The organism is uncultured Roseovarius sp. (assembly GCF_963972555.1).
In the GTDB taxonomy this organism is placed as follows: domain Bacteria; phylum Pseudomonadota; class Alphaproteobacteria; order Rhodobacterales; family Rhodobacteraceae; genus Roseovarius; species Roseovarius mucosus.
The window spans coordinates 13,091-32,318 of sequence record NZ_CAXAUM010000021.1 but is presented as its reverse complement, the minus strand read 5'-3'; the positions used below and the strand labels follow the sequence as shown (position 1 = coordinate 32,318).

Here is a 19,228-nt window from a genome sequence, read left to right as displayed (position 1 = left end):
TAGACGTCCCGGTCAAGAAACGGTGCCTTCCAATGAGGAAGGCACCGTTTTTTTGTCCGGCAAATCTGTCGCCACATCGAGAGGCAATAAAAAAGGCGCCCCACTGGGACGCCTCTTCTGGTTGATCTGCAGAGCCGATCAGCCCTGAGCGACCTTGGCCACCTCGGCGGCAAAGTCCTCTTCTTTCTTCTCGATGCCTTCACCGACTTCCAACCGCACGAATGCGGTGATTTCGGTCCCGGCTTCCTTGGCAGCGGCCTCGACCGTCAGATCGGGGTTCATCACAAAGGCCTGACCCATCAGCGTCACCTCGGCCATGAACTTGGCCATGCGGCCCACGATCATCTTTTCGATCACGGCATCCGGCTTGCCGGATTCGCGCGCGATGTCGATCTGAACCTGACGCTCCTTCTCGACGATGGCCGGGTCCAGAACCGCCTCGTTCAGCGCGGCCGGATTGGTCGCGGCCACATGCATCGCCACCTGACGGGCAAAACCCTCATCGCCCTTGAAGGCCACGAGAACGCCGATCTTGCCCATGCCCTCGGTCGCGGCATTGTGGACATAGGCCACCACGCCATCACCCTCAACGCGGGCCATGCGACGCAGCGCCATGTTTTCACCAATGGTAGCGATCTTGTCGGTCACGAGATCGGCAACAGCCTTACCATTCACGGTGGCGGCCTTCAGCGCGTCGACGTCAGCCACGCCAACGGCCGCATCCGCGATCGAGGCGACCATAGCCTGAAAATCGGCATTCTTGGCCACGAAGTCGGTCTCGGAGTTGATCTCGACCGCGACACCCACGCCGCCCGCAACCTTGACCGCAACCAGACCCTCGGCGGCGGTGCGCCCGGATTTCTTGGCGGCCTTGGCCAGACCCTTGGTGCGCAGCCAGTCAACCGCGGCTTCCATGTCGCCATTGGTCTCGGTCAGGGCTTTCTTTGCATCCATCATGCCTGCGCCTGTGGTCTCGCGCAGTTCTTTTACCATTGCAGCAGTGATCGCCATTTGGGATCTCCTCAAATTCGGTCTCGGAATTGGGGGCGGGATACCCCTGCCCCCATGTCAGTTTTATGACGGTGCTTCAGCTCTCGGCTTCGGCCAGCGCTTCTTCGACCGGCAGGTTTTCCAACGCGCCCATGTCGACACCTGCGGCACCCAATTGCGCCGACATGCCATCCAGAGCGGCGCGGCTGACCAGATCGCAATAGAGCGCAATCGCGCGTGCGGCGTCATCGTTGCCGGGGATGATATAGTCAATGCCCGCGGGCGAGCAGTTGGTGTCGACAATACCCACAACCGGGATACCCAGCTTGTTGGCTTCGGCCACAGCCAGCGCTTCTTTCTTCACGTCGATCACAAACAGCATGTCCGGCACGCCGCCCATTTCGCGGATCCCGCCAAGGCTGGCCTGAAGCTTGATCTGGTCGCGCTCGATGCCAAGACGCTCTTTCTTGGTCAGACCCTCGGCACCTTGCTCCATCATCTCGTCGATCTGCTTGAGACGCTGGATCGACTTCGACACGGTCTGCCAGTTGGTCAGAGTGCCACCCAACCAGCGGTGATTCATGTAATATTGTGCGCATTTCTCGGCGGCCTCGGCGATCGGCTGTGCCGCCTGACGCTTTGTCCCAACAAAGAGGATGCGGCCATTCTTGGCCACGGTCTCACGGATCGCGTTCAGCGCGGCATCGAGCAGCGGCACGGTCTGCGTGAGGTCCATGATATGAATGCCATTGCGCGCGCCATAAATGAATTCGCCCATGCGGGGATTCCAGCGCTGCGTCTGGTGGCCAAAGTGAACGCCAGCTTCCAACAGCTGACGCATCGTGAACTCGGGAAGAGCCATTACAAAGTTCCTTTTCCGGTTTTCGCCTCGACACGGGAAGAGAAGCGGATGCTTCAACCGGTGGACGGTTGGGGATGTCTCCCCCAACAGCCCGCCCATGCCTGCGGGTTACAGTGGCGCGCGTATACCTGCCCTCTGCCCACTATACAAGCCCCGCTCAGGTATTTTGAACGCCGCGTTCCCTTGGCCCAGATGCCCCATTGTGAGAACGCCCCATTATGCCTAGATATCCGCGTGATCCGCAGGATGGAACCGGTATGAACACCCCCTTTGACGATCTGCCCCCCCCGCCGCGCAAACCAAGACGCTTTGGCAGCCTGCGCGCGTCTTTCCTGACCGGGCTTGTGGTCATTGCACCGGTCGGCCTGACCATCTGGCTGATGTGGACCTTGATCGGCTGGGTCGATGGTTTCGTGCTGCCGCTCATCCCCGCTCAGTATCAGCCTGAGCAATACATCGGGATCAACCTGCGCGGCGTGGGTGCCATCATCTTTCTGATCTTCACGGTTCTGGTGGGCTGGGTCGCCAAGGGGTTGATCGGGCGTTCGCTGATCCTTTTTGCGGAATCTCTTGTGAACCGCATGCCGGTGGTGCGCTCGATCTATTCCGGCGTCAAACAGATCGCCGAAACCGTCTTTGCCCAATCCGAACGCAGCTTCGAAAAGGCCTGCCTCGTGGAATATCCGCGCAAGGGGATTTGGGCTATCGGCTTCATCTCGACCGAGGCGCGCGGCGAAATCAACGACAAGGCCCGCGCCCAAGGTGAGATGCTGAGCGTTTTCGTGCCGACCACCCCCAACCCCACCTCGGGATTTCTGCTCTACTTCCCGCGCGAGGATGTGATCGAACTGGACATGACCATTGAAGATGCCGCCAAGCTGGTTATTTCCGCCGGTCTGGTCTATCCCGCCGAGCGCACCGATCCCGAGCGCATAACCAAAGAGCGCGCCTGACCCCGCTTCATCTGGCCCAAATACCTCGGGGGTCCGGGGGCAGCGCCCCCGGCGTATCCCCCCCCTCAGAGCGCCGTCCAGCCTCCGTCAACGCTGATCGTGGTGCCGGTGATCTGCGCCGCCGCGTCCGAACACAGAAACAAGGCCGTTCCACCCAATTGCTCGGTCGTGGCGAATTCCTTGGATGGTTGCCGCTCCAGCATGACCTTTTCAATCACCTCTTCCCGCCCCATGTCGTATTTCTTCATCGTGTCGGGGATCTGCGCCTCCACCAGCGGGGTCAGCACATAGCCCGGACAGATCGCATTGGCGGTGATTGGCTCTTTCGCGGTCTCCAGCGCCGTGACCTTGGTCAGCCCGACAATGCCATGCTTGGCCGCCACATAGGCAGATTTATAGGGGCTTGCCGTCAGACCATGGGCGCTTGCGATATTGATCACCCGGCCCCAGCCCGCCTTGCGCATCATCGGCAGGGCTGCGGCGGTGGTGTGAAACGCGGAGGCGAGATTGATCGCGATGATGGCATCCCACTTCTCGGTCGGAAACTCGTCGATCGGTGCCACATGCTGAATGCCCGCATTATTCACGAGGATGTCACAGCGCCCCGCTTTCTCGATCAGGGCCCGGCATTGATCGCCCTTCGACATATCGGCCTGAATATAGCGCACCTCGACACCGGTCTCTTGCGCGATTCTCTCGGCCAGCGCGTGATCCTCCTCCGAATCGGTAAAGGAATTGAGCACCACATTGACCCCGGCCCGCGCCAGTTCTTCGGCGATGCCAAGCCCGATGCCCGAGTTCGAGCCGGTGATGACGGCGGTCTTGCCTTTGACGCTCATGTGATTTCTCCCAATAAACATTGCGCCTGCAGCATATGTGCTGCATCTGCGAATTGCACGGGGAATAGCCATCACGCCTGCGCGATGGGCAGAAAAAAACGCCCGCACGAGGCGGGCGTTAAGTTATTGAGGCAGGTTTCATACAGGCAAGAAACCTATCGAGCAGTGCCCCCTTTATAAGCAATCCTGCGCCGCAGTCCAAGCTAAAAGTTTGAAAAGCCTTGAATCCCTCTTTAGGGTCCGGCCCAAGGAAACAAGGCCATCAAGGGATTGTCGCTGAAATGAGATCAGATTTGTTCCGCCGCCTTCGGGCCGGACTGACCGCGATTGTCCTTGCGGGTTTGGCCTCTCCGGGGTTGGCCCAGCCTCAGCATGGCATAGCTATGTATGGGGCCCCGGCGCTGCCACCTGATTTTGTGTCCCTACCCTATGCCAACCCCGACGCCCCCAAGGGCGGGCGGGTGGTGACGGGCAACGTGGGCGGTTTCGATTCGCTCAACCCCTTCATTCTGCGCGGCACCCCGCCATGGCAATTGGCCGACCTCACCCATGAGACGCTGATGGGCAGATCCTGGGATGAACCCTTCTCGCTTTACGGTCTTTTGGCCGAATCGGTCGAGACGGACGAGGACCGCCGCTGGGTCGAATTCACCTTGCGCCCCGAGGCCCGATTCTCGGACGGCAGCCCCGTCACCGTCGAGGATGTGATCTGGTCCTACGAGACCCTGGGCACCGCGGGCCACCCCCGCTATCGCGGCTTCTGGACCAAGGTCGCCAGCATCGCCCAGACCGGCCCGCGCTCGCTGCGCCTGACTTTCAATGAAGAGGACCGGGAATTGGCCCTGCTCGCGGGCCTGCGCCCGATCCTGCAAAAATCGCAATGGGAGGGGCGCGACATCACAGAGGCGGCAATAGACGACATCCCCCTCGGCACCGGCCCCTATGTGGTCAGCGATTACGAGGTCAATCGCCACGTCACCCTGAAACGCAACCCAGACTATTGGGGCCGCGACCTGCCCCTGCGGCGCGGGACCAACAATTTCGACGAGATCCGCATCGAATTCTACGGCGATGACACCGTGCTGAAAGAGGCGTTCAAGGCAGGGCTGGTCAGCTATGTGCGCGAATTCAACGCCGAGGCCTGGGCCAGCCAGTATGATTTCCCCGCTGTGCAGCGCGGCGAAATTACCCTGAGCGAGATCCCCCATGGCAAACCCTCGGGCATGACCGGCTTTGTGATGAACACCCGCCGCGCCCCCTTGGATGATTGGCGCGTGCGCGAGGCCCTGATCACCGCCTTCAATTTCGAATATATCAACGACACCCTTACAGGCGGGCGCCAACCGCGCATCACCTCTTACTTCTCTGGCTCGGAGCTGGGGATGGATCACGGCCCCGCCACGGGCCGCGTGCGCGCCCTGCTGGACCCTTACGCCGACACCCTCCTGCCCGGCACGCTTGACGGCTACAGCCTGCCGGTGGGTGACGGCACCGCGCGCAACCGCACCAACCTGCGCCGCGCCGCCGCCCTCCTGCAAGAGGCGGGCTGGAAGGTGACGGACGGCCAACTCGTGAACGCATCGGGCCAACCGCTTACCCTTACAGTGCTCCTGCAACAGGACGGTCTCATGGCACAGGCCAGCGCCATGATGGATATCTACGCCCGCGCGCTCGAACGCCTCGGCATCACGCTCAAGATCGAGATGACCGACAAGGCGCAATATGCCGAACGCGAGGCGAATTTCGATTTCGACCTCACCATGATGCGCCGCTCGCTCTCGCTCAGCCCCGGCAATGAACAGATGTTCTATTGGGGCGCGGAGTATGCCGACCAACCCGGCAGCCGCAATCTCATGGGCATGAAATCCCCCGCCGCCGAGGCGATGATCCGCGCCATGCTGACCGCCCGTGACCGCGACGCGTTCGTCGCTGCCACCCGCGCGCTCGACCGGGTGCTGACCGCCGGGCGCTACGTGATCCCGATCCATCAATATAGCGTGGGTCGTATTGCGCATAAGTCGCAGTTGAAATACCCTGCGGACAGGCTGCCGATCTATGGGGATGGCATTGGCTTTCTCCCCGAGGTATGGTGGTTCCAAGAATAATAATAAAAATCGCAGCAGACATAGGCAAATGACAGGCAAACCCATGCGAAAACTGATTGCGCTTGGCCTGATCACCCTCTTGGCGGGATGCGCCACGGTGGACGGGATCGGTCGTGACATCTCCGGGGCAGCACGCGGCGTTCAGAGCTGGTTCTGATCCGCAGCGCCCCCATTCGAGGCATGTTCCCCTGCGCCCAACGGGACGCGGGACAAGACGGGCTTGATCTGCCAACGCGGATGCCTTTCCCCTTGACGCCCCCGCCCATCCTGTCAAAACCCGCCTCATGAGCACCGCAACCCTCACCATCGACCTTGACGCCATCGTGGCCAACTGGCGCGCGCTGGATCGGCTATGCAGCGGCGAAACCGCCGCCGTGGTCAAGGCCGATGCCTACGGCCTCGGGGCTGCCCGCGTGGCCCCGGTCCTCGCCCGCGCCGGCGCACGCCATTTCTTCGTCGCCGTCGCCGAAGAGGGCGTGGCACTCCGTGAAACGCTGGGCACGGCCCCGGCGATCTATGTGTTTTCCGGCCATATGCCGGGGGATGCCGACATGCTCCGCGATCACGCGCTCATTCCGATGATCAATTCGCTGGAACAGATGATCCGCCACGCCGAGGCGCTGCCGGGCCATCCCTTTGGCATCCAACTTGACAGCGGCATGAACCGTCTTGGGATGGAACCCGCCGAATGGGCCGCCCTGCGCCAGATCGCGCTGGCCCAAAATCCGGCGCTGATCATGTCGCATCTCGCCTGTGCCGATGAACCCGATCACGCCATGAACCCCCAGCAGCTCGCCACATTCCGCGAGATGACAGACGGGCTCGACGTGCCGCGCAGCTTTGCCAATACGGGCGGCATCCTGCTTGATCCGGCCTATCACTTCGACCTCGCCCGCCCCGGCATCGGCGTTTATGGCGGACGCCCCTTTGACGGGGCACAGCCCGTCGTCACCCTCGATATTCCCGTGATCCAGTGCCGCGATCTCGTGCCCGGTGAAACCGTGGGCTATGCCAACAGCTTCACCGCCGCGCGTGACACCCGCATCGCCACCGTTGCGGCGGGCTATGCCGATGGCATCCTGCGCGCCATGGGGCCAAAGACCAGCCTTTGGGCGGAGGACACCCCCTGCCCCATCGCGGGCCGCATCTCGATGGACCTGATCTGCGTCGACATCACCGACCTCGGCCTCGATCCCGCCAACCTGCAACTCTTGGGGCCGCATCAGACCATCGACACGCTGGCAGATAACGCAGGCACCATCGGCTATGAAATCCTGACCTCAATGGGGGCGCGCTATACGCGGCGCTATATCGGCGGATGAATTTTATCCTTGGTTTTCTGGCCTCGATCGGCCGCACCGTGCTGGCCGGTCTCGCGTCCATGGGGCGCATCACGCTCTTCGCCAGCGACACGCTCAGCCATCTGGCGCGGCCCCCCTTCTATGTCCGCGAGTTCCTGCATGCGCTGATGCAGATCGGCTGGCTCTCGCTCCCCGTCGTCGGCATGACGGCGCTCTTTACAGGCGGCGCGCTGGCGCTTCAGATCTACGCCGGCGGCGCGCGCTTCAATGCCGAAACCGTGGTGCCCTCGATCGTCGCCATCGGCCTTACCCGTGAACTTGGCCCCGTTCTTGGCGGCCTCATGGTCGCCGCGCGCGTGGCCTCCTCCATCGCCGCCGAGATCGGCACGATGAAGGTAACAGAGCAGATCGACGCGCTCACCACCCTCTCGACCAACCCCATGAAATACCTCACCCTCCCCCGCGTGCTGGCGGCGACCCTTGCCGTTCCGGTCCTCGTGGGCATGGGCGACGTACTGGGCATCATGGGCGGATTTCTGGTGGGCGTGGGTCGGCTCGATTTTTCCGCCGCCACCTATCTGCACAACACGATTGATTTTCTGGAAACCTGGGATGTCGTGTCGGGCCTCATCAAGGGCGCGGCCTTCGGCTTTATCGTGGCGCTGATGGGCTGCTACTATGGCATGAACTCGGGCCGCGGCGCGCAGGGCGTGGGCCGCGCCACCAAATCCGCGGTTGTGGCAGCGAGCGTGCTGATCCTCGCCTCCAACTACCTCCTGACAGAACTGTTCTTCGCGTCATGATAGAGCTTCACAACGTCCACAAGGCCTTCGGTTCCAACCACGTCCTGCGCGGTGTGAGCCTGACCATTCCCTCGGCCACCTCGCTGGTCATCATCGGCGGCTCAGGCACCGGCAAATCCGTGGCGCTGAAATGTATCCTCGGCCTCATCCGCCCCGACAGCGGCACAATCACGCTGGACGGCCAAGACGTAACACGCGGCGACCGCGACGCCTTTCTCGCCCGCTTCGGCATGCTCTTTCAGGGCGGCGCGCTCTTTGACTCGCTGCCCGTCTGGCAAAACGTCGCCTTCCGCCTCTTGCGCGGCTCGCTCAAACGACCCCTGTCCGAGGCCCGCGAAATCGCCATCGAGAAACTGCGCCGCGTCGGCCTCAAACCCGATGTGGCCGATAAATTCCCCGCCGAGCTTTCGGGCGGCATGCAAAAGCGCGTGGGCCTCGCCCGCGCCATCGCCGCAGAACCCGAGATCATCTTCTTTGACGAACCCACCACCGGCCTCGATCCCATCATGGCGGGCGTGATCAACGACCTGATCCGCGAAATCGTCACCGAAATGGGTGCCACCGCCATGACCATCACCCACGATATGACCTCCGTGCGCGCCATCGCCGACAATGTCGCCATGCTGCATGACGGGGTGATCAAATGGACCGGCCCCGTCTCCGAGATGGACCATTCTGGCGATCCCTACCTTGACCAGTTCATCCACGGCCGCGCCGAAGGACCGATCGAGGCGGTGCGGTGAAACAGTGAAGTTAAATGATAGACCTCATTGGTACGCAAACTACGCGAAAACCTATTTGCTTGCAGCCGAGGCCATTTGGTCCAATGACCAAGTAAATAAACATTCTCTAATCTTTCCCGGACCTATCACACAATTACTTGGACACGCCGCTGAGCTGACTCTAAAAGCACATTTGCTTTTGCACGAATACTCAGAGGCCGATTTTAAACGCTACTATGGGCACGAGATCCCGAAACTTGCGCAGGAGTTGTCCACAAAATCGGACATTCTAGACCGCGTAGAGCAGCACGTTTCGACACACAAAAGCGTTACTAGTGTTTCAGTTCCCGAGAGGCACGCAAAGCATCTAATAAATCAGGGCAAGCGATTAGAGGATTGGTATTCATTTAGGCTTCATCTTCTTACGCTGAGCGCCTCATATAACAAGGAACCGACAAACGGCGACGTGTATTCTTCTCGTTATCCGCCAAGAAATGACTTCTTTAGAGTCTACTATCATATGATCATCGCCGTCGGCTTGGAGTTTCTTCTTAGTCAGATAGACTGCGCGGGCGGGAAATAGGTTCGCGTATGGTTTCGCGCGGCATGAACATCAGAGTAAAGTTGGTTTTGCAATAATGCTCAAAATCACCAACCTCTCGCTCCTTCTCCTCTTCCCCCTCGCGTGGTTCGCCCCCCTCTTGCGCGCAGGCATTGACCTGCCACTCTTCGGCCTCTCGGAAATCTCCGTCATCTCGGGCCTGCAATCGCTCTGGCAGAGCGATGTCTATCTGGCCCTTCTGGTCACGGTCTTTGCCCTCTTCGCCCCCTATCTCAAGACCATCGGCTTGGCCCTTCTCGATTTCGGTCTTCTCTCCCCCCGCGCCCTGCCCGCGCTGCACCATTTGGGCAAACTCGCCATGGCCGATATTTTTCTTATCGCGCTCTACATCATCGTGGTCAAAGGCGTCGGCCTCGCGCGGGTCGAGGTGGCCTGGGGTCTCTACCTCTTTACCGCCTGCATCCTTGCCTCGCTCGCGATCAGCCTCTGGCACCGCCACAATCCGCCAAACACCCCCGACACTGTCTGATTTTTCGCAACAATCGCGCGGCACTCACGCCACACCCCCGCAATCTTGACTCTCAAATGATTGAATTAAGCCTTTGTGTTTCCCGCAATCGGCGTAAACTTGCCGATATTTAAGATGATCTTTCGGGGGGAAGTCATGACCAGCACTTTGAAATCTGCGGCACTGCTGACACAATCCATTTTGCAACGTGCGGCCTTTATCGTCTTTCTGCTCTCGGCGCTCGGCCTCACCGCCGCCACCCTCGCCGCCAGCCTTGGCGCGCTACCTTGGATCGAATTCAGCGCGGGCTTCGGGGGCGAAACCTATCAAAACGCAGGCCAGATCGCCCAGATCGGCCTGACCGTTCTGGCAGTGCTTCTGTGTTTCTACCTGCCGGTCAATGCCCGCATCATGGCGCTCGAAACCTCGCACCGGCGCTTCAACATCGGGATGCAGGACGTGGCCCGCGCCTATCACGCGGCCCATGCGGCAGACCGCGCTGGTCTATTCCGCCTGTCGTCGGAGTTTGACGCGGTGCGCGAACGGCTTGCCTATCTGCGCGACCATCCCGACCTCGGCACGCTGGAGCCGGACCTCCTGGAGGTTGCGGCGCAAATGTCCCATATCAGCCGCGAATTGGCGCAGGTCTATTCCGACGACCGCATCGCCCGCGCGCGCAACTTTCTCACGCAGCGCCAGCAAGAGGTCGAGGCCTTCAACGCCCGATTGGATCAGGCCAAGCAGATCACCCGCGAACTCAAACACTGGTCCCACGAGGTCGAACTCGAGGAAAGCGTTGCCGCCAGCCAGTTGCAACGCCTGCATGACGAACTGCGAGAGGTGCTGCCGGAACTGGGTCTGGAAGACATCCTGCGCCACGACGGCACCGTGATCGACATCACCCAGAAGGCGGCGGAATAACCGCCTGAGAGGTTTCGCATTTGACCGCGCCCGCAGCTTGGGGCATCAGGCGCATATGGCAAAACCCGGCACCTTCACCTGCACGGCCTGCGGCGCGGTTCACAACCGCTGGTCGGGCCGTTGCGACGCCTGCGGCGAATGGAACAGCATTGTCGAAGAGGCCCCGCTCTCGACCGGCCCCAAGGGCAAGACCCTGGGCGGCAAACGCGGCACCCCCCTCACTCTCACGGACCTCTCGACCGAAGAGGCCCCGCCGCCGCGCACGCTCTCCGGCATCGGTGAATTAGACCGCGTTCTGGGCGGTGGTCTCGTGCCTTCCAGCGCCATTCTGGTAGGCGGTGATCCCGGTATCGGCAAATCCACGCTCCTGTTGCAGGCCGCCGCGCGCTTTGCGGGTGCCGGCCTCAAGACCTTCTACATCTCCGGCGAAGAGGCCAGCGCACAGGTCCGCATGCGCGCACAGCGCTTGGGTCTCGGCGAGGCGCCGGTAAAACTCGCCGCCGCCACATCGCTGCGTGACATCCTGACCACGATGGAATCCGAAAAGCCCGACCTCGTGATCATCGACTCGATCCAGACCGTCTGGTCCGACACGGTCGAGGCCGCCCCCGGCAGCGTCAGCCAGGTCCGCGCCGCCGCCCATGAGCTGACCAGCTTTGCCAAACGCTTCGGCACCTCCGTGATCCTTGTCGGCCATGTCACCAAGGACGGACAGATTGCTGGCCCCCGCGTGGTCGAACATATGGTGGATTGCGTGCTTTATTTCGAGGGCGAGCGTGGGCATCAATTCCGCATCCTGCGCTCGGTCAAGAACCGCTTTGGCCCGGCGGACGAGATTGGTGTGTTCGAGATGACAGGCGCGGGTCTGGCCGAGGTGGCGAACCCTTCTGCCCTCTTTCTCTCTGGCCGCGGCGCACCCACCCCCGGCTCGGTCGTGTTCTCGGGGATCGAGGGCACGCGCCCCCTGCTGGTCGAGATGCAGGCGCTCGTCGCCCCCACGCCCCATGCCCAGCCCCGCCGAGCGGTGGTCGGCTGGGACGGGGCGCGGCTCGCGATGATTCTCGCCGTGCTCGAGGCGCGTTGCGGCATCCCCTTTGCCGGGCTCGATGTCTATCTCAACGTCGCGGGCGGCCTCAAGATCAGCGAACCCGCTGCCGATTTGGCCGTCGCCGCCGCCCTGCTCAGCGCGCGCGAGGATACAGCCCTGCCCGCCGAAACCGTGGTTTTCGGGGAAATTAGCCTCTCTGGCGCTTTGCGTCCGGTGGGTCAGACCGAAAACAGGTTGAAAGAGGCGCAAAAACTTGGTTTCACAGCCGCGATCACCCCGTCCGGCAGCAAGACGACGGGGGACAGTGGTCTCAAACTCACCCATATGGGGGATTTGACCACTTTCGTGGGTGACATTTTCGGCGCAGGTTAGGCGCCTATCGGGACAGGAAGAGGCATATGGAAGGTTTCACCATCATCGACGGCGTCGTGGCGCTCTTCATCGTGCTCTCGGCGCTTCTGGCCTATTCGCGCGGCTTCGTGCGCGAATCCCTCGCCATCGCGGGCTGGGTCGTGGCCGGCGTCCTCGCCTTCATCTTCGCCCCGCAGGTGGAACCGCTGGTCAAGGAAATCCCGGTGGTCGGCGAATTCATCGCCGATAGCTGCGAGCTTTCGATGATCGGGGCCTTCGCCGTGGTCTTTGCCGTGGGGCTGATCATCGCTTCGCTCATCACACCGCTGTTTTCCTCACTGGTGCAACGCTCGGTTCTGGGCGGCCTCGACCAGGGGCTGGGCTTTGTCTTTGGCGTGGCGCGCGGTGTGCTGCTCGTCGCCATCGCCTATTTCGTCTATCAGACTGTCATTTCCTCGCAATCCATCCAGATCATCGACGACAGCCGCTCGGCGCGCGTCTTCTCGCAACTGACCGGCAAGATCGAAGACCGCAACCCCGACGAGGCGCTGGGCTGGATCACCCGCCAATACGAAGAGCTGATCGCCCAATGCGAGGCCCCGCAGTAACCGATGCTGCCGCAAAGCCCGGTTCTCGCCCTCATATTCATGGCCTTGGCCGGGCTGGCCGTGGCCATTCAGGCACCGCTCAACTCGGCCCTTGGGCGCACGATCGAGAGTTCCCTTACCGCCGCCGCCGTGTCATTTGGCGTGGGCTTCGTGGCGCTGGTGCTCTTGGTGGCCCTCTCGGGTGACAGCGCCGCCTTTGGCCGCGCCGCCCTCGCCCCGCGCTGGCTCTTGCTTGGCGGCCTTCTGGGCGCGTTCTTTGTCTGGGCCTCGCTCTGGAGCGTGCCAGTTCTGGGCGTGCTCACCACCACGGCGGCGCTTATTCTGGGGCAGATGGTTGGGGCCATGGTGCTCGATTACATCGGTGCATTCGGCATCGCCGCGCGCGATCTGTCGTGGACCCGCCTCACGGCTGCCCTGCTGGTGGGTGCCGGCGTCATCCTTTCGCGCTTCTGATCCCTCGCCAGCCATCGCATCGCCACGTTATCTGTGATAGTTTCGTGACATGTGCCGCCTGAGCGCGTATGACACGCCCAAGCGAAATCCATGGATTCGGAGCTGCCCGCTTTGCCCAAACAGATGCCCCCCGCCCACCCCTTCGACGATGACAAGCTGAAGGAGGAATGCGGAATCTTTGGCGTGATCGGCCTGACCGACGCGGCAAATTTCGTGGCCCTCGGCCTGCACGCCCTGCAACACCGTGGACAAGAGGCGGGCGGTATCGTCAGCCATGATCCCGAGCAAGGGTTCAACTCGGTGCGCCGCTTTGGCTATGTGCGCGACAATTTCACCAGCCAGTCGCTGATGGAAACCCTGCCCGGCCCACTGGCCATCGGCCATGTGCGCTATTCCACCGCTGGATCAAAAGGGGCCGCGATCCGCGATGTGCAGCCCTTCTTTGGCGAATTCGCCATCGGCGGGGCCGCGATTGCTCATAACGGCAACATCACCAACGCCATTGCACTGCGCAAGGAACTGATCGAGCGCGGCTCGATCTTTCAATCCGGCTCTGACAGCGAATGTATCATTCATCTGATGGCCCGCTCGCTGCAAAAACGCATCCCCGAACGGATGGAGGATGCGCTGCGGCGCGTCGAAGGCGCGTTTTCCATCGTGGCCATGACCCGGTCGAAACTCATCGGCGTGCGCGATCCCCTCGGCGTGCGCCCGCTCGTCTTGGGCCAATTGGGTGAAGGCTGGGTGCTCAGCTCTGAAACCTGCGCGCTCGACATCATCGGCGCGCGCCTCGTGCGCGAGATCGAGCCGGGCGAAATGGTCGTCATCACCGCCGGTGGCGGCGTCGAGAGCCATTTTCCCTTCCGCCGCCAGCCCTCGCGCTTCTGCATCTTCGAGCATGTCTATTTCTCGCGCCCCGATTCGATCATCGGCGGCCGCTCGGTCTATGAAACCCGCCATCAGATCGGCGTGGAACTGGCCCGCGAGGCCCCGATCGACGCCGATCTGGTCTGCCCCGTGCCCGATAGCGGCACGCCAGCCGCCATCGGCTATAGCCACGAATCGGGTATCCCCTTCGCGATGGGGATCATCCGCAATCAATACATGGGCCGTACCTTCATCGAGCCTACCGAACAGATCCGCAACATGGGCGTGCGGCTCAAGCTCAACGTCAACCGCGCCCTGATCGAGGGCAAGCGCGTCATTCTCGTGGATGACAGCGTGGTGCGCGGCACCACCAGCCGCAAGATCAAGGAGATGATCCTTGATGCCGGCGCCGCCGAGGTGCATTTTCGTATCGCGTCGCCCCCTACGGCTTGGCCGTGCTTTTACGGGGTGGACACGCCGCAGCGCGAGAAACTCCTCGCCGCGACCATGTCAGAGGATGAGATGCGCGACCATTTGCAGGTCGATAGCCTCAAGTTCATATCACTTGACGGTCTCTACCGCGCCGTGGGCGAGGCGGGCGGGCGCAATGCCAAATGCCCGCAATATTGCGATGCCTGCTTCTCGGGCGAATATCCCGTGGCCCCTTCCGACATGATCGAACAGGGCTTCGCGCTGAAAGCCGCCGAGTAACAGCCCCGCTCAGTCGCCATACCCGGCGGCTGAGCAGAGATTTGCCCGCGCGATTCTGCATTGCGGCAACTCCTTGCCGACCCGCGCCACGGCCCTTTCCCCTGTCTCTTTCCCCGTCTAGATGCCCGCCAGAGCACTGCACGAAACCAGAGCACTGCACGAAAGAGGCACAGGTGACAGAACATACAGAAACCCCCGCCGCCACGTTAGAGGCCGCAACCCAGCATGACGCGCTGCCTGATGCCCGGCTCACGCTTGTCGGCACCCTGCATGGTCCCTCCCATGCCCGCGCACTCCTTCGGATCGGCAACGCCGTCCACACCGTAGAGGTGGGCACCAGCCTTGGCACAGCCAAGGTTACGGCCATCGGCGAAGGCGTCGTGATCCTCGCCCGCTCGGGGCGCAGCGAACGCCTCAGCCTGCCCGCGTCCTGATCCGATCCGCCACAGAAAAACGCCGCCCCCTTGCAGGAGCGGCGTTTCTCTTTTCCTGGTCTGGCGGATATGGCGTCAGCCCTTGCGCGCCCGGATCACTGCGGTGGCCCCGGTCACGATCATCGCCGCGATCACGGCCTTGACCACATCACCCAGCAGGAACGGCGCCATCCAACCGGACCAGAGCGCATCGGCGCTCTTGCCCAACATGGCCGCAGGCCATGCCAGACCCGGCAGGTAAAGCAGCGCCGAAATCCCCATGCCGCAAAGTGCGGTGGACACGGCGCCCCGCGCCAACCCGCGCTCGACCGCGAGGCCCGCCAGATAGGCCATGGCGACAAAGCCAAAGAGGAACCCGGCGGTCGGCCCCATCAGCGCCACACCGTTCAAGCCACCCGCAAATACCGGTAGCCCCATCGCGCCCTCGGCCAGATAGGCCAGCAGCGTGAGCGCGCCCAAACGCGACCCAAAGGTCAGACCGACCATCAGGATCGCCAATGTCTGAAGCGTCAGCGGCACCGGGTAGAACGGCACGCTCACCTGTGCGGCGACCGCAATCAGGAAAGAACCACCCAGAACCAGCCCCGCTTGGCGGAGCAGTGTATCGTGGCCGTTAACGGCCTTGGTCAAAACTGTATTGCGCATCGTTCACGCCCCTCTGTTATGTCTCTCTTCCGACTTTTTCGCTGCATGTGCGAGAAAGTCAAGCGATTGCCCTTGAATTGCCCCGCAACTGGTGGGATTTCCCTTGTATGGACAGCAACACACCCCTCCCGACTGCCCTTGTGACCGGCGCATCGCGCGGTCTGGGCGCAGCCATGGCCGAGGCCTTGGCCAAAACCCACCATGTCGTCGCCGTCGCCCGCACCACCGGCGCGCTCGAAGAACTCGACGACCGCATTCAGGCCGCAGGCGGTCAGGCGACGCTGGCCCCGATGGACATCACCAATACCGGGGCGATGGCGCAACTGTGCCGCTCGATCCATGACCGCTGGGGCGCGATTGCCACCTGGGTTCATGCGGCGGTCCATGCTGCCCCCCTGACGCCCGCCGCGCATCTGTCCGAAGGCGACTGGACCAAATCGGTCGCCTGCAACGTCACCGCCACCGGCATCCTCATTCCCTTCCTCACCCCGCTTCTGGGCACCGAGGGTCGGGCCGTCTTCTTTGACGATACCCATGCGGGCGAGAAATTCTTTGGCGCTTACGGCGCCACCAAGGCCGCGCAAATCGCCCTCGCGCGCTCCTGGCAGGTCGAAACGGTTAGAACCGGACCGCGCGTGCATATCCTGACACCCAACCCCATGGCCACCGCCACCCGCGCCCGCTTTCACCCCGGCGAGGACCGCGATGCCCTTGCCCATCCCCACGATGAGGCCGCGCGCCTGATGGCGGAATTGACCTGAGGCCCCCTCCCAAGCTTGCCGCCCGCCCCGGTGCCCGCTAGACAGAGACCACACAAGAAAAAAGGGCAGGCCATGCGTATTCTGATCACCAATGACGACGGCATCAACGCCCCCGGTCTGGCCGTTCTCGAGGAAATCGCCACTGCGCTCGCCGGTCCGGAGGGCGAGGTATGGACAGTGGCCCCCGCCTTTGAACAATCCGGCGTCGGGCATTGCATCTCCTACACCCGCCCGATGATGATCTCGAAAATGGCCGAGCGCCGCTATGCCGCCGAGGGCAGCCCCGCCGATTGCGTCCTTGCGGGCCTGCATGACGTGATGAAGGACGCAGCACCCGACCTCGTGCTTTCGGGCGTCAATCGCGGCAACAACGCCGCCGAGAACGCAGTCTACTCCGGCACCGTGGGCGCCGCGATGGAGGCCGCGCTCCAGGGCGTGCCCGCCGTGGCCCTCAGCCAGTATTACGGCCCCGCCAATCGCGATCTCGACGACACCTTCGAGGCCGCGCGCGTTCACGGCCTGCCCACCCTGCGCCGCCTGCTCGACAAGGGCGTCTGGACCCGCGACGATTACGGCATCTTCTATAATATCAACTTTCCGCCCGTGCCTGCGGCCGAGGTCAAGGGCATCCGCGCCGCGCGTCAGGGCTTTCGCCGCGACATGGGCTTTGGCGTCCAGCCGCATGTCGCCCCCTCGGGGCGGCGCTTTCTCTGGGTCACGGGCGCACCGCAACACGAACCGACCAGCCCCGGCTCGGATGCCGATGTGAACCTTCAGGGCTACATCTCCGTCACCCCCATGCGCGCGGATCTCACCGCCCATGACGCGCTGGAGGCGCTCAAGGCGATCGAATGACCGAGGACGAGGATCACAGCAGCGCCGAACGCAAGATGCAGTTTCTCTTTGCCCTGCGCTCCAAGGGCGTGACCGATGCGCGGGTTCTCACCGCGATGGAGCAGATCGACCGGGGCCCATTCATTCGGGGCTATTTCGCGGAACGCGCCTATGAGGACATGCCGCTGCCGATTGCCTGCGGCCAGACCATCAGCCAGCCCTCGGTCGTTGGCCTGATGACACAGGCGCTCAAGGTCACGAACCGCGACAAGGTGCTCGAGGTCGGCACCGGCTCGGGCTATCAGGCCGCAATCCTCAGCCAGTTGGCCCGCCGCGTCTACACCGTCGACCGCCACCGCCGTCTGGTGCAAGAGGCGTCGGAGATCTTTCGCGCCCTCGATCTGACCAATATCACGGCGCTCACCGCCGATGGCAGCTTTGGCTTGCCCGATCAGGCGCCGTTTGACCGCATCATCGTCACCGCCGCCGCCGAAGACCCGCCCGGCCCCCTATTGGCCCAACTCAAGATCGGGGGTATCATGGTCGTGCCCGTGGGTCAGTCCGATGCCGTGCAACGGCTGATCCGCGTCACCCGGCACGAAAACGGTTTTGAATATGACGAATTACGCCCTGTGCGCTTTGTCCCGCTGGTCGAAGGGCTTGGGCGCGACGGCTAGGCCCTGTATAAGCAGGGCATGTGCAAACCAAGGTCCCGGCCAACAAGGGACCACTCAAGAGGATGATCGAGATGCGTAAACTCCCCCGCTCCGCACCGTTGCTGGCAACCATGGCCTTCGCTCTGGCGGCCTGTGATCAACCCCTCGATCTCGACATGCGCGGCGCCTTCGGCAACGCACCCAGCACCGCCGAGGCGGCCCGCAACGCCACCGCCCCGCGCCCACAGCCCGATGCCCGCGGCATCATCTCCTATCCCGGCTATCAGGTCGCCGTGGCCGAACGCGGCGATACCGTCGGCAGTCTGGCCCGCCGCATCGGGGCCGACCCCGGCGAACTGGCCCGCTACAACGGCGTGCAGACCGGCGATCCCCTGCGCAAGGGTGAGATCCTCGCCCTGCCCGGTCGCGTCGCCGAACCCTTGGGCGGCCCGATCCAATCCCCCTCCGACGTGGACATCGGCAGCCTTGCCGATGGCGCGATCCGCCGCGCCGATTCCCAAACGGTCACGACAACGGCCCTGCCCCCCGCAACGCCCGGCACCGCCACAGCCCCGGCGCAGGTGGGTGTCGAACCCGTCCGCCACAAGGTCGAGCGTGGCGAGACCGCCTTTTCCATCGCCCGGCTCTACAATGTCTCGATCCGCAGCCTTGCCGACTGGAACGGGCTTGGCCCCGATTTCTCGGTACGCGAGGGGCAATTCCTGCTGATTCCCGTGGCCCTTCCGGGCGAGAAAACCGCCCCCTTCGACGAAACCGAAGTGGCCGCCGTCACCCCGCCGGGGGCCGGCACGCCCACACCCACCCCGCCAAGCGCCTCCAAGCCGCTGCCGGATGAGAAAACCACGCCCAAGGCCGCGCCGGTCGAGAAAATCGCAGCCCCCGATCTCGGCAAGACCGAAACCAAGGCCAGCGCCGCGCGCATGTCCTTCCCGGTCAAGGGCGACATCATCCGCGAATATGCCAAGGGCCGCAATGACGGCATCGACATCTCCGCCACCCCCGGCGCGCCGGTCGTCGCCGCCGACGCGGGCACCGTTGCTGCCATCACTGAGGATACCAACGGTATCCCGATCATCGTGGTGAAACACGCAGGCTCGCTCCTGACCGTCTATTCCAATGTCGAGGGGCTGACCGTCAAGAAAGGCGACAGCGTCACACGCGGCCAAAAGCTCGCTGAAATTCGACGCACCGGCACACCCGCCCTGCATTTCGAGGTGCGCGACGGCTTCGACAGCGTCGATCCGATGCGCTTCCTCGGGGGCTGACGTTCTAA

At 62.9% G+C, this 19,228-nt stretch carries 21 protein-coding genes; 17 read left to right on the top strand and 4 right to left on the bottom strand.

Features of this window, described 5'->3' with window-relative positions; all coding sequences use genetic code 11:
* Positions 1 to 138: 138 nt before the first annotated feature.
* Entirely contained in the window at positions 139 to 1,011 is an 873-nt protein-coding gene (tsf, locus tag AACZ65_RS16125; RefSeq protein WP_339672549.1) for a translation elongation factor Ts, read from the bottom strand.
* Positions 1,012 to 1,087: 76 nt separating this feature from the next.
* Positions 1,088 to 1,852: a 30S ribosomal protein S2 gene (gene rpsB, locus AACZ65_RS16120; RefSeq protein ID WP_037271769.1), complete on the bottom strand. Its 765-nt coding sequence runs from the start codon at positions 1,850 to 1,852 to the stop codon at positions 1,088 to 1,090.
* A 257-nt stretch (positions 1,853 to 2,109) separates the two neighbouring features.
* Between rpsB and AACZ65_RS16115 the strand changes: the two genes are divergently transcribed.
* The gene (locus AACZ65_RS16115) at positions 2,110 to 2,805 is read left to right on the top strand and encodes a DUF502 domain-containing protein (protein WP_339672547.1); all 696 of its coding nucleotides are present in this window, start codon (positions 2,110 to 2,112) and stop codon (positions 2,803 to 2,805) included.
* Positions 2,806 to 2,870: 65 nt separating this feature from the next.
* Here the strand turns inward: AACZ65_RS16115 and AACZ65_RS16110 are convergent, their stop codons facing one another.
* Positions 2,871 to 3,644, bottom strand: coding sequence for a 3-hydroxybutyrate dehydrogenase (locus AACZ65_RS16110; protein WP_339672545.1), 774 nt, complete (start codon positions 3,642 to 3,644; stop codon positions 2,871 to 2,873).
* Positions 3,645 to 3,925: 281 nt separating this feature from the next.
* Here AACZ65_RS16110 and AACZ65_RS16105 point away from each other — a divergent pair, with 281 nt between their 5' ends.
* From AACZ65_RS16105 to AACZ65_RS16050, 12 genes are all read left to right on the top strand, one after another.
* Positions 3,926 to 5,749, top strand: a complete 1,824-nt coding sequence (locus AACZ65_RS16105; RefSeq protein WP_339672543.1) for an extracellular solute-binding protein — start codon at positions 3,926 to 3,928, stop codon at positions 5,747 to 5,749.
* Positions 5,750 to 5,792: 43 nt separating this feature from the next.
* Positions 5,793 to 5,906, top strand: coding sequence for an entericidin EcnA/B family protein (locus AACZ65_RS16100; RefSeq protein WP_102105903.1), 114 nt, complete (start codon positions 5,793 to 5,795; stop codon positions 5,904 to 5,906).
* Positions 5,907 to 6,033: 127 nt separating this feature from the next.
* Entirely contained in the window at positions 6,034 to 7,071 is a 1,038-nt protein-coding gene (alr, locus tag AACZ65_RS16095) for an alanine racemase (protein WP_339672540.1), read from the top strand.
* Positions 7,068 to 7,853 (top strand): ABC transporter permease, encoded by a 786-nt coding sequence (locus AACZ65_RS16090; RefSeq protein WP_339672539.1) that lies wholly within the window; start codon positions 7,068 to 7,070, stop codon positions 7,851 to 7,853. The genes alr and AACZ65_RS16090 overlap by 4 nt, the downstream gene beginning before the upstream one ends.
* Positions 7,850 to 8,596: an ATP-binding cassette domain-containing protein gene (locus tag AACZ65_RS16085; RefSeq protein WP_339672537.1), complete on the top strand. Its 747-nt coding sequence runs from the start codon at positions 7,850 to 7,852 to the stop codon at positions 8,594 to 8,596. Before AACZ65_RS16090 ends, AACZ65_RS16085 begins: the two co-directional genes overlap by 4 nt.
* A 617-nt stretch (positions 8,597 to 9,213) precedes the next feature.
* The gene (locus AACZ65_RS16080; RefSeq protein ID WP_339672536.1) at positions 9,214 to 9,666 is read left to right on the top strand and encodes a paraquat-inducible protein A; all 453 of its coding nucleotides are present in this window, start codon (positions 9,214 to 9,216) and stop codon (positions 9,664 to 9,666) included.
* A 135-nt stretch (positions 9,667 to 9,801) separates the two neighbouring features.
* Positions 9,802 to 10,566, top strand: coding sequence for a DNA repair protein (locus tag AACZ65_RS16075; protein ID WP_339672534.1), 765 nt, complete (start codon positions 9,802 to 9,804; stop codon positions 10,564 to 10,566).
* 55 nt (positions 10,567 to 10,621) lie between these two features.
* Complete coding sequence (gene radA, locus AACZ65_RS16070; RefSeq protein ID WP_037271745.1) at positions 10,622 to 11,986, top strand: DNA repair protein RadA; 1,365 nt, start codon at positions 10,622 to 10,624, stop codon at positions 11,984 to 11,986.
* A 26-nt stretch (positions 11,987 to 12,012) separates the two neighbouring features.
* Positions 12,013 to 12,573 (top strand): CvpA family protein, encoded by a 561-nt coding sequence (locus AACZ65_RS16065; protein WP_339672532.1) that lies wholly within the window; start codon positions 12,013 to 12,015, stop codon positions 12,571 to 12,573.
* Between the two features lie 3 nt (positions 12,574 to 12,576).
* Positions 12,577 to 13,026 carry a DMT family transporter gene (locus AACZ65_RS16060; RefSeq protein ID WP_339672530.1) on the top strand — a complete coding sequence of 150 codons (450 nt, stop codon included), beginning with the start codon at positions 12,577 to 12,579 and terminating at the stop codon, positions 13,024 to 13,026.
* A gap of 123 nt (positions 13,027 to 13,149) precedes the next feature.
* Positions 13,150 to 14,604, top strand: a complete 1,455-nt coding sequence (gene purF, locus AACZ65_RS16055) for an amidophosphoribosyltransferase (RefSeq protein WP_339672528.1) — start codon at positions 13,150 to 13,152, stop codon at positions 14,602 to 14,604.
* 173 nt (positions 14,605 to 14,777) lie between these two features.
* Positions 14,778 to 15,038: a hypothetical protein gene (locus AACZ65_RS16050; protein WP_339672526.1), complete on the top strand. Its 261-nt coding sequence runs from the start codon at positions 14,778 to 14,780 to the stop codon at positions 15,036 to 15,038.
* A 75-nt stretch (positions 15,039 to 15,113) separates the two neighbouring features.
* Here AACZ65_RS16050 and AACZ65_RS16045 read toward each other — a convergent pair whose 3' ends face one another.
* Complete coding sequence (locus AACZ65_RS16045; protein ID WP_339672524.1) at positions 15,114 to 15,683, bottom strand: biotin transporter BioY; 570 nt, start codon at positions 15,681 to 15,683, stop codon at positions 15,114 to 15,116.
* 107 nt (positions 15,684 to 15,790) lie between these two features.
* Between AACZ65_RS16045 and AACZ65_RS16040 the strand changes: the two genes are divergently transcribed.
* The 4 genes from AACZ65_RS16040 (at position 15,791) to AACZ65_RS16025 (ending at position 19,220) form a co-directional block, all read left to right on the top strand.
* A complete protein-coding gene (locus AACZ65_RS16040) occupies positions 15,791 to 16,444 on the top strand; it encodes an SDR family NAD(P)-dependent oxidoreductase (RefSeq protein WP_339672522.1) in 654 nt (217 codons plus the stop codon).
* 72 nt (positions 16,445 to 16,516) lie between these two features.
* Positions 16,517 to 17,299, top strand: a complete 783-nt coding sequence (gene surE / locus AACZ65_RS16035; protein ID WP_339672520.1) for a 5'/3'-nucleotidase SurE — start codon at positions 16,517 to 16,519, stop codon at positions 17,297 to 17,299.
* Positions 17,296 to 17,955, top strand: coding sequence for a protein-L-isoaspartate(D-aspartate) O-methyltransferase (locus AACZ65_RS16030; RefSeq protein ID WP_339672518.1), 660 nt, complete (start codon positions 17,296 to 17,298; stop codon positions 17,953 to 17,955). The genes surE and AACZ65_RS16030 overlap by 4 nt, the downstream gene beginning before the upstream one ends.
* 62 nt (positions 17,956 to 18,017) lie before the next feature.
* Entirely contained in the window at positions 18,018 to 19,220 is a 1,203-nt protein-coding gene (locus AACZ65_RS16025) for a peptidoglycan DD-metalloendopeptidase family protein (protein ID WP_037272011.1), read from the top strand.
* Positions 19,221 to 19,228: the final 8 nt, after the last annotated feature.

Coding starts and splice junctions, on each gene's coding strand:
- AACZ65_RS16110 (WP_339672545.1), bottom strand. CDS start 3,644: ATGAGCGTCAAAGGCAAGACCGCCGTCATCACCGGCTCGAACTCGGGC.
- AACZ65_RS16115 (WP_339672547.1), top strand. CDS start 2,110: ATGAACACCCCCTTTGACGATCTGCCCCCCCCGCCGCGCAAACCAAGA.
- rpsB (WP_037271769.1), bottom strand. CDS start 1,852: ATGGCTCTTCCCGAGTTCACGATGCGTCAGCTGTTGGAAGCTGGCGTT.
- AACZ65_RS16105 (WP_339672543.1), top strand. CDS start 3,926: ATGAGATCAGATTTGTTCCGCCGCCTTCGGGCCGGACTGACCGCGATT.
- AACZ65_RS16045 (WP_339672524.1), bottom strand. CDS start 15,683: ATGCGCAATACAGTTTTGACCAAGGCCGTTAACGGCCACGATACACTG.
- AACZ65_RS16075 (WP_339672534.1), top strand. CDS start 9,802: ATGACCAGCACTTTGAAATCTGCGGCACTGCTGACACAATCCATTTTG.
- purF (WP_339672528.1), top strand. CDS start 13,150: ATGCCCCCCGCCCACCCCTTCGACGATGACAAGCTGAAGGAGGAATGC.
- AACZ65_RS16040 (WP_339672522.1), top strand. CDS start 15,791: ATGGACAGCAACACACCCCTCCCGACTGCCCTTGTGACCGGCGCATCG.
- AACZ65_RS16085 (WP_339672537.1), top strand. CDS start 7,850: ATGATAGAGCTTCACAACGTCCACAAGGCCTTCGGTTCCAACCACGTC.
- AACZ65_RS16025 (WP_037272011.1), top strand. CDS start 18,018: ATGATCGAGATGCGTAAACTCCCCCGCTCCGCACCGTTGCTGGCAACC.
- AACZ65_RS16100 (WP_102105903.1), top strand. CDS start 5,793: ATGCGAAAACTGATTGCGCTTGGCCTGATCACCCTCTTGGCGGGATGC.
- AACZ65_RS16060 (WP_339672530.1), top strand. CDS start 12,577: ATGCTGCCGCAAAGCCCGGTTCTCGCCCTCATATTCATGGCCTTGGCC.
- AACZ65_RS16030 (WP_339672518.1), top strand. CDS start 17,296: ATGACCGAGGACGAGGATCACAGCAGCGCCGAACGCAAGATGCAGTTT.
- AACZ65_RS16080 (WP_339672536.1), top strand. CDS start 9,214: ATGCTCAAAATCACCAACCTCTCGCTCCTTCTCCTCTTCCCCCTCGCG.
- alr (WP_339672540.1), top strand. CDS start 6,034: ATGAGCACCGCAACCCTCACCATCGACCTTGACGCCATCGTGGCCAAC.
- surE (WP_339672520.1), top strand. CDS start 16,517: ATGCGTATTCTGATCACCAATGACGACGGCATCAACGCCCCCGGTCTG.
- tsf (WP_339672549.1), bottom strand. CDS start 1,011: ATGGCGATCACTGCTGCAATGGTAAAAGAACTGCGCGAGACCACAGGC.
- radA (WP_037271745.1), top strand. CDS start 10,622: ATGGCAAAACCCGGCACCTTCACCTGCACGGCCTGCGGCGCGGTTCAC.
- AACZ65_RS16065 (WP_339672532.1), top strand. CDS start 12,013: ATGGAAGGTTTCACCATCATCGACGGCGTCGTGGCGCTCTTCATCGTG.
- AACZ65_RS16090 (WP_339672539.1), top strand. CDS start 7,068: ATGAATTTTATCCTTGGTTTTCTGGCCTCGATCGGCCGCACCGTGCTG.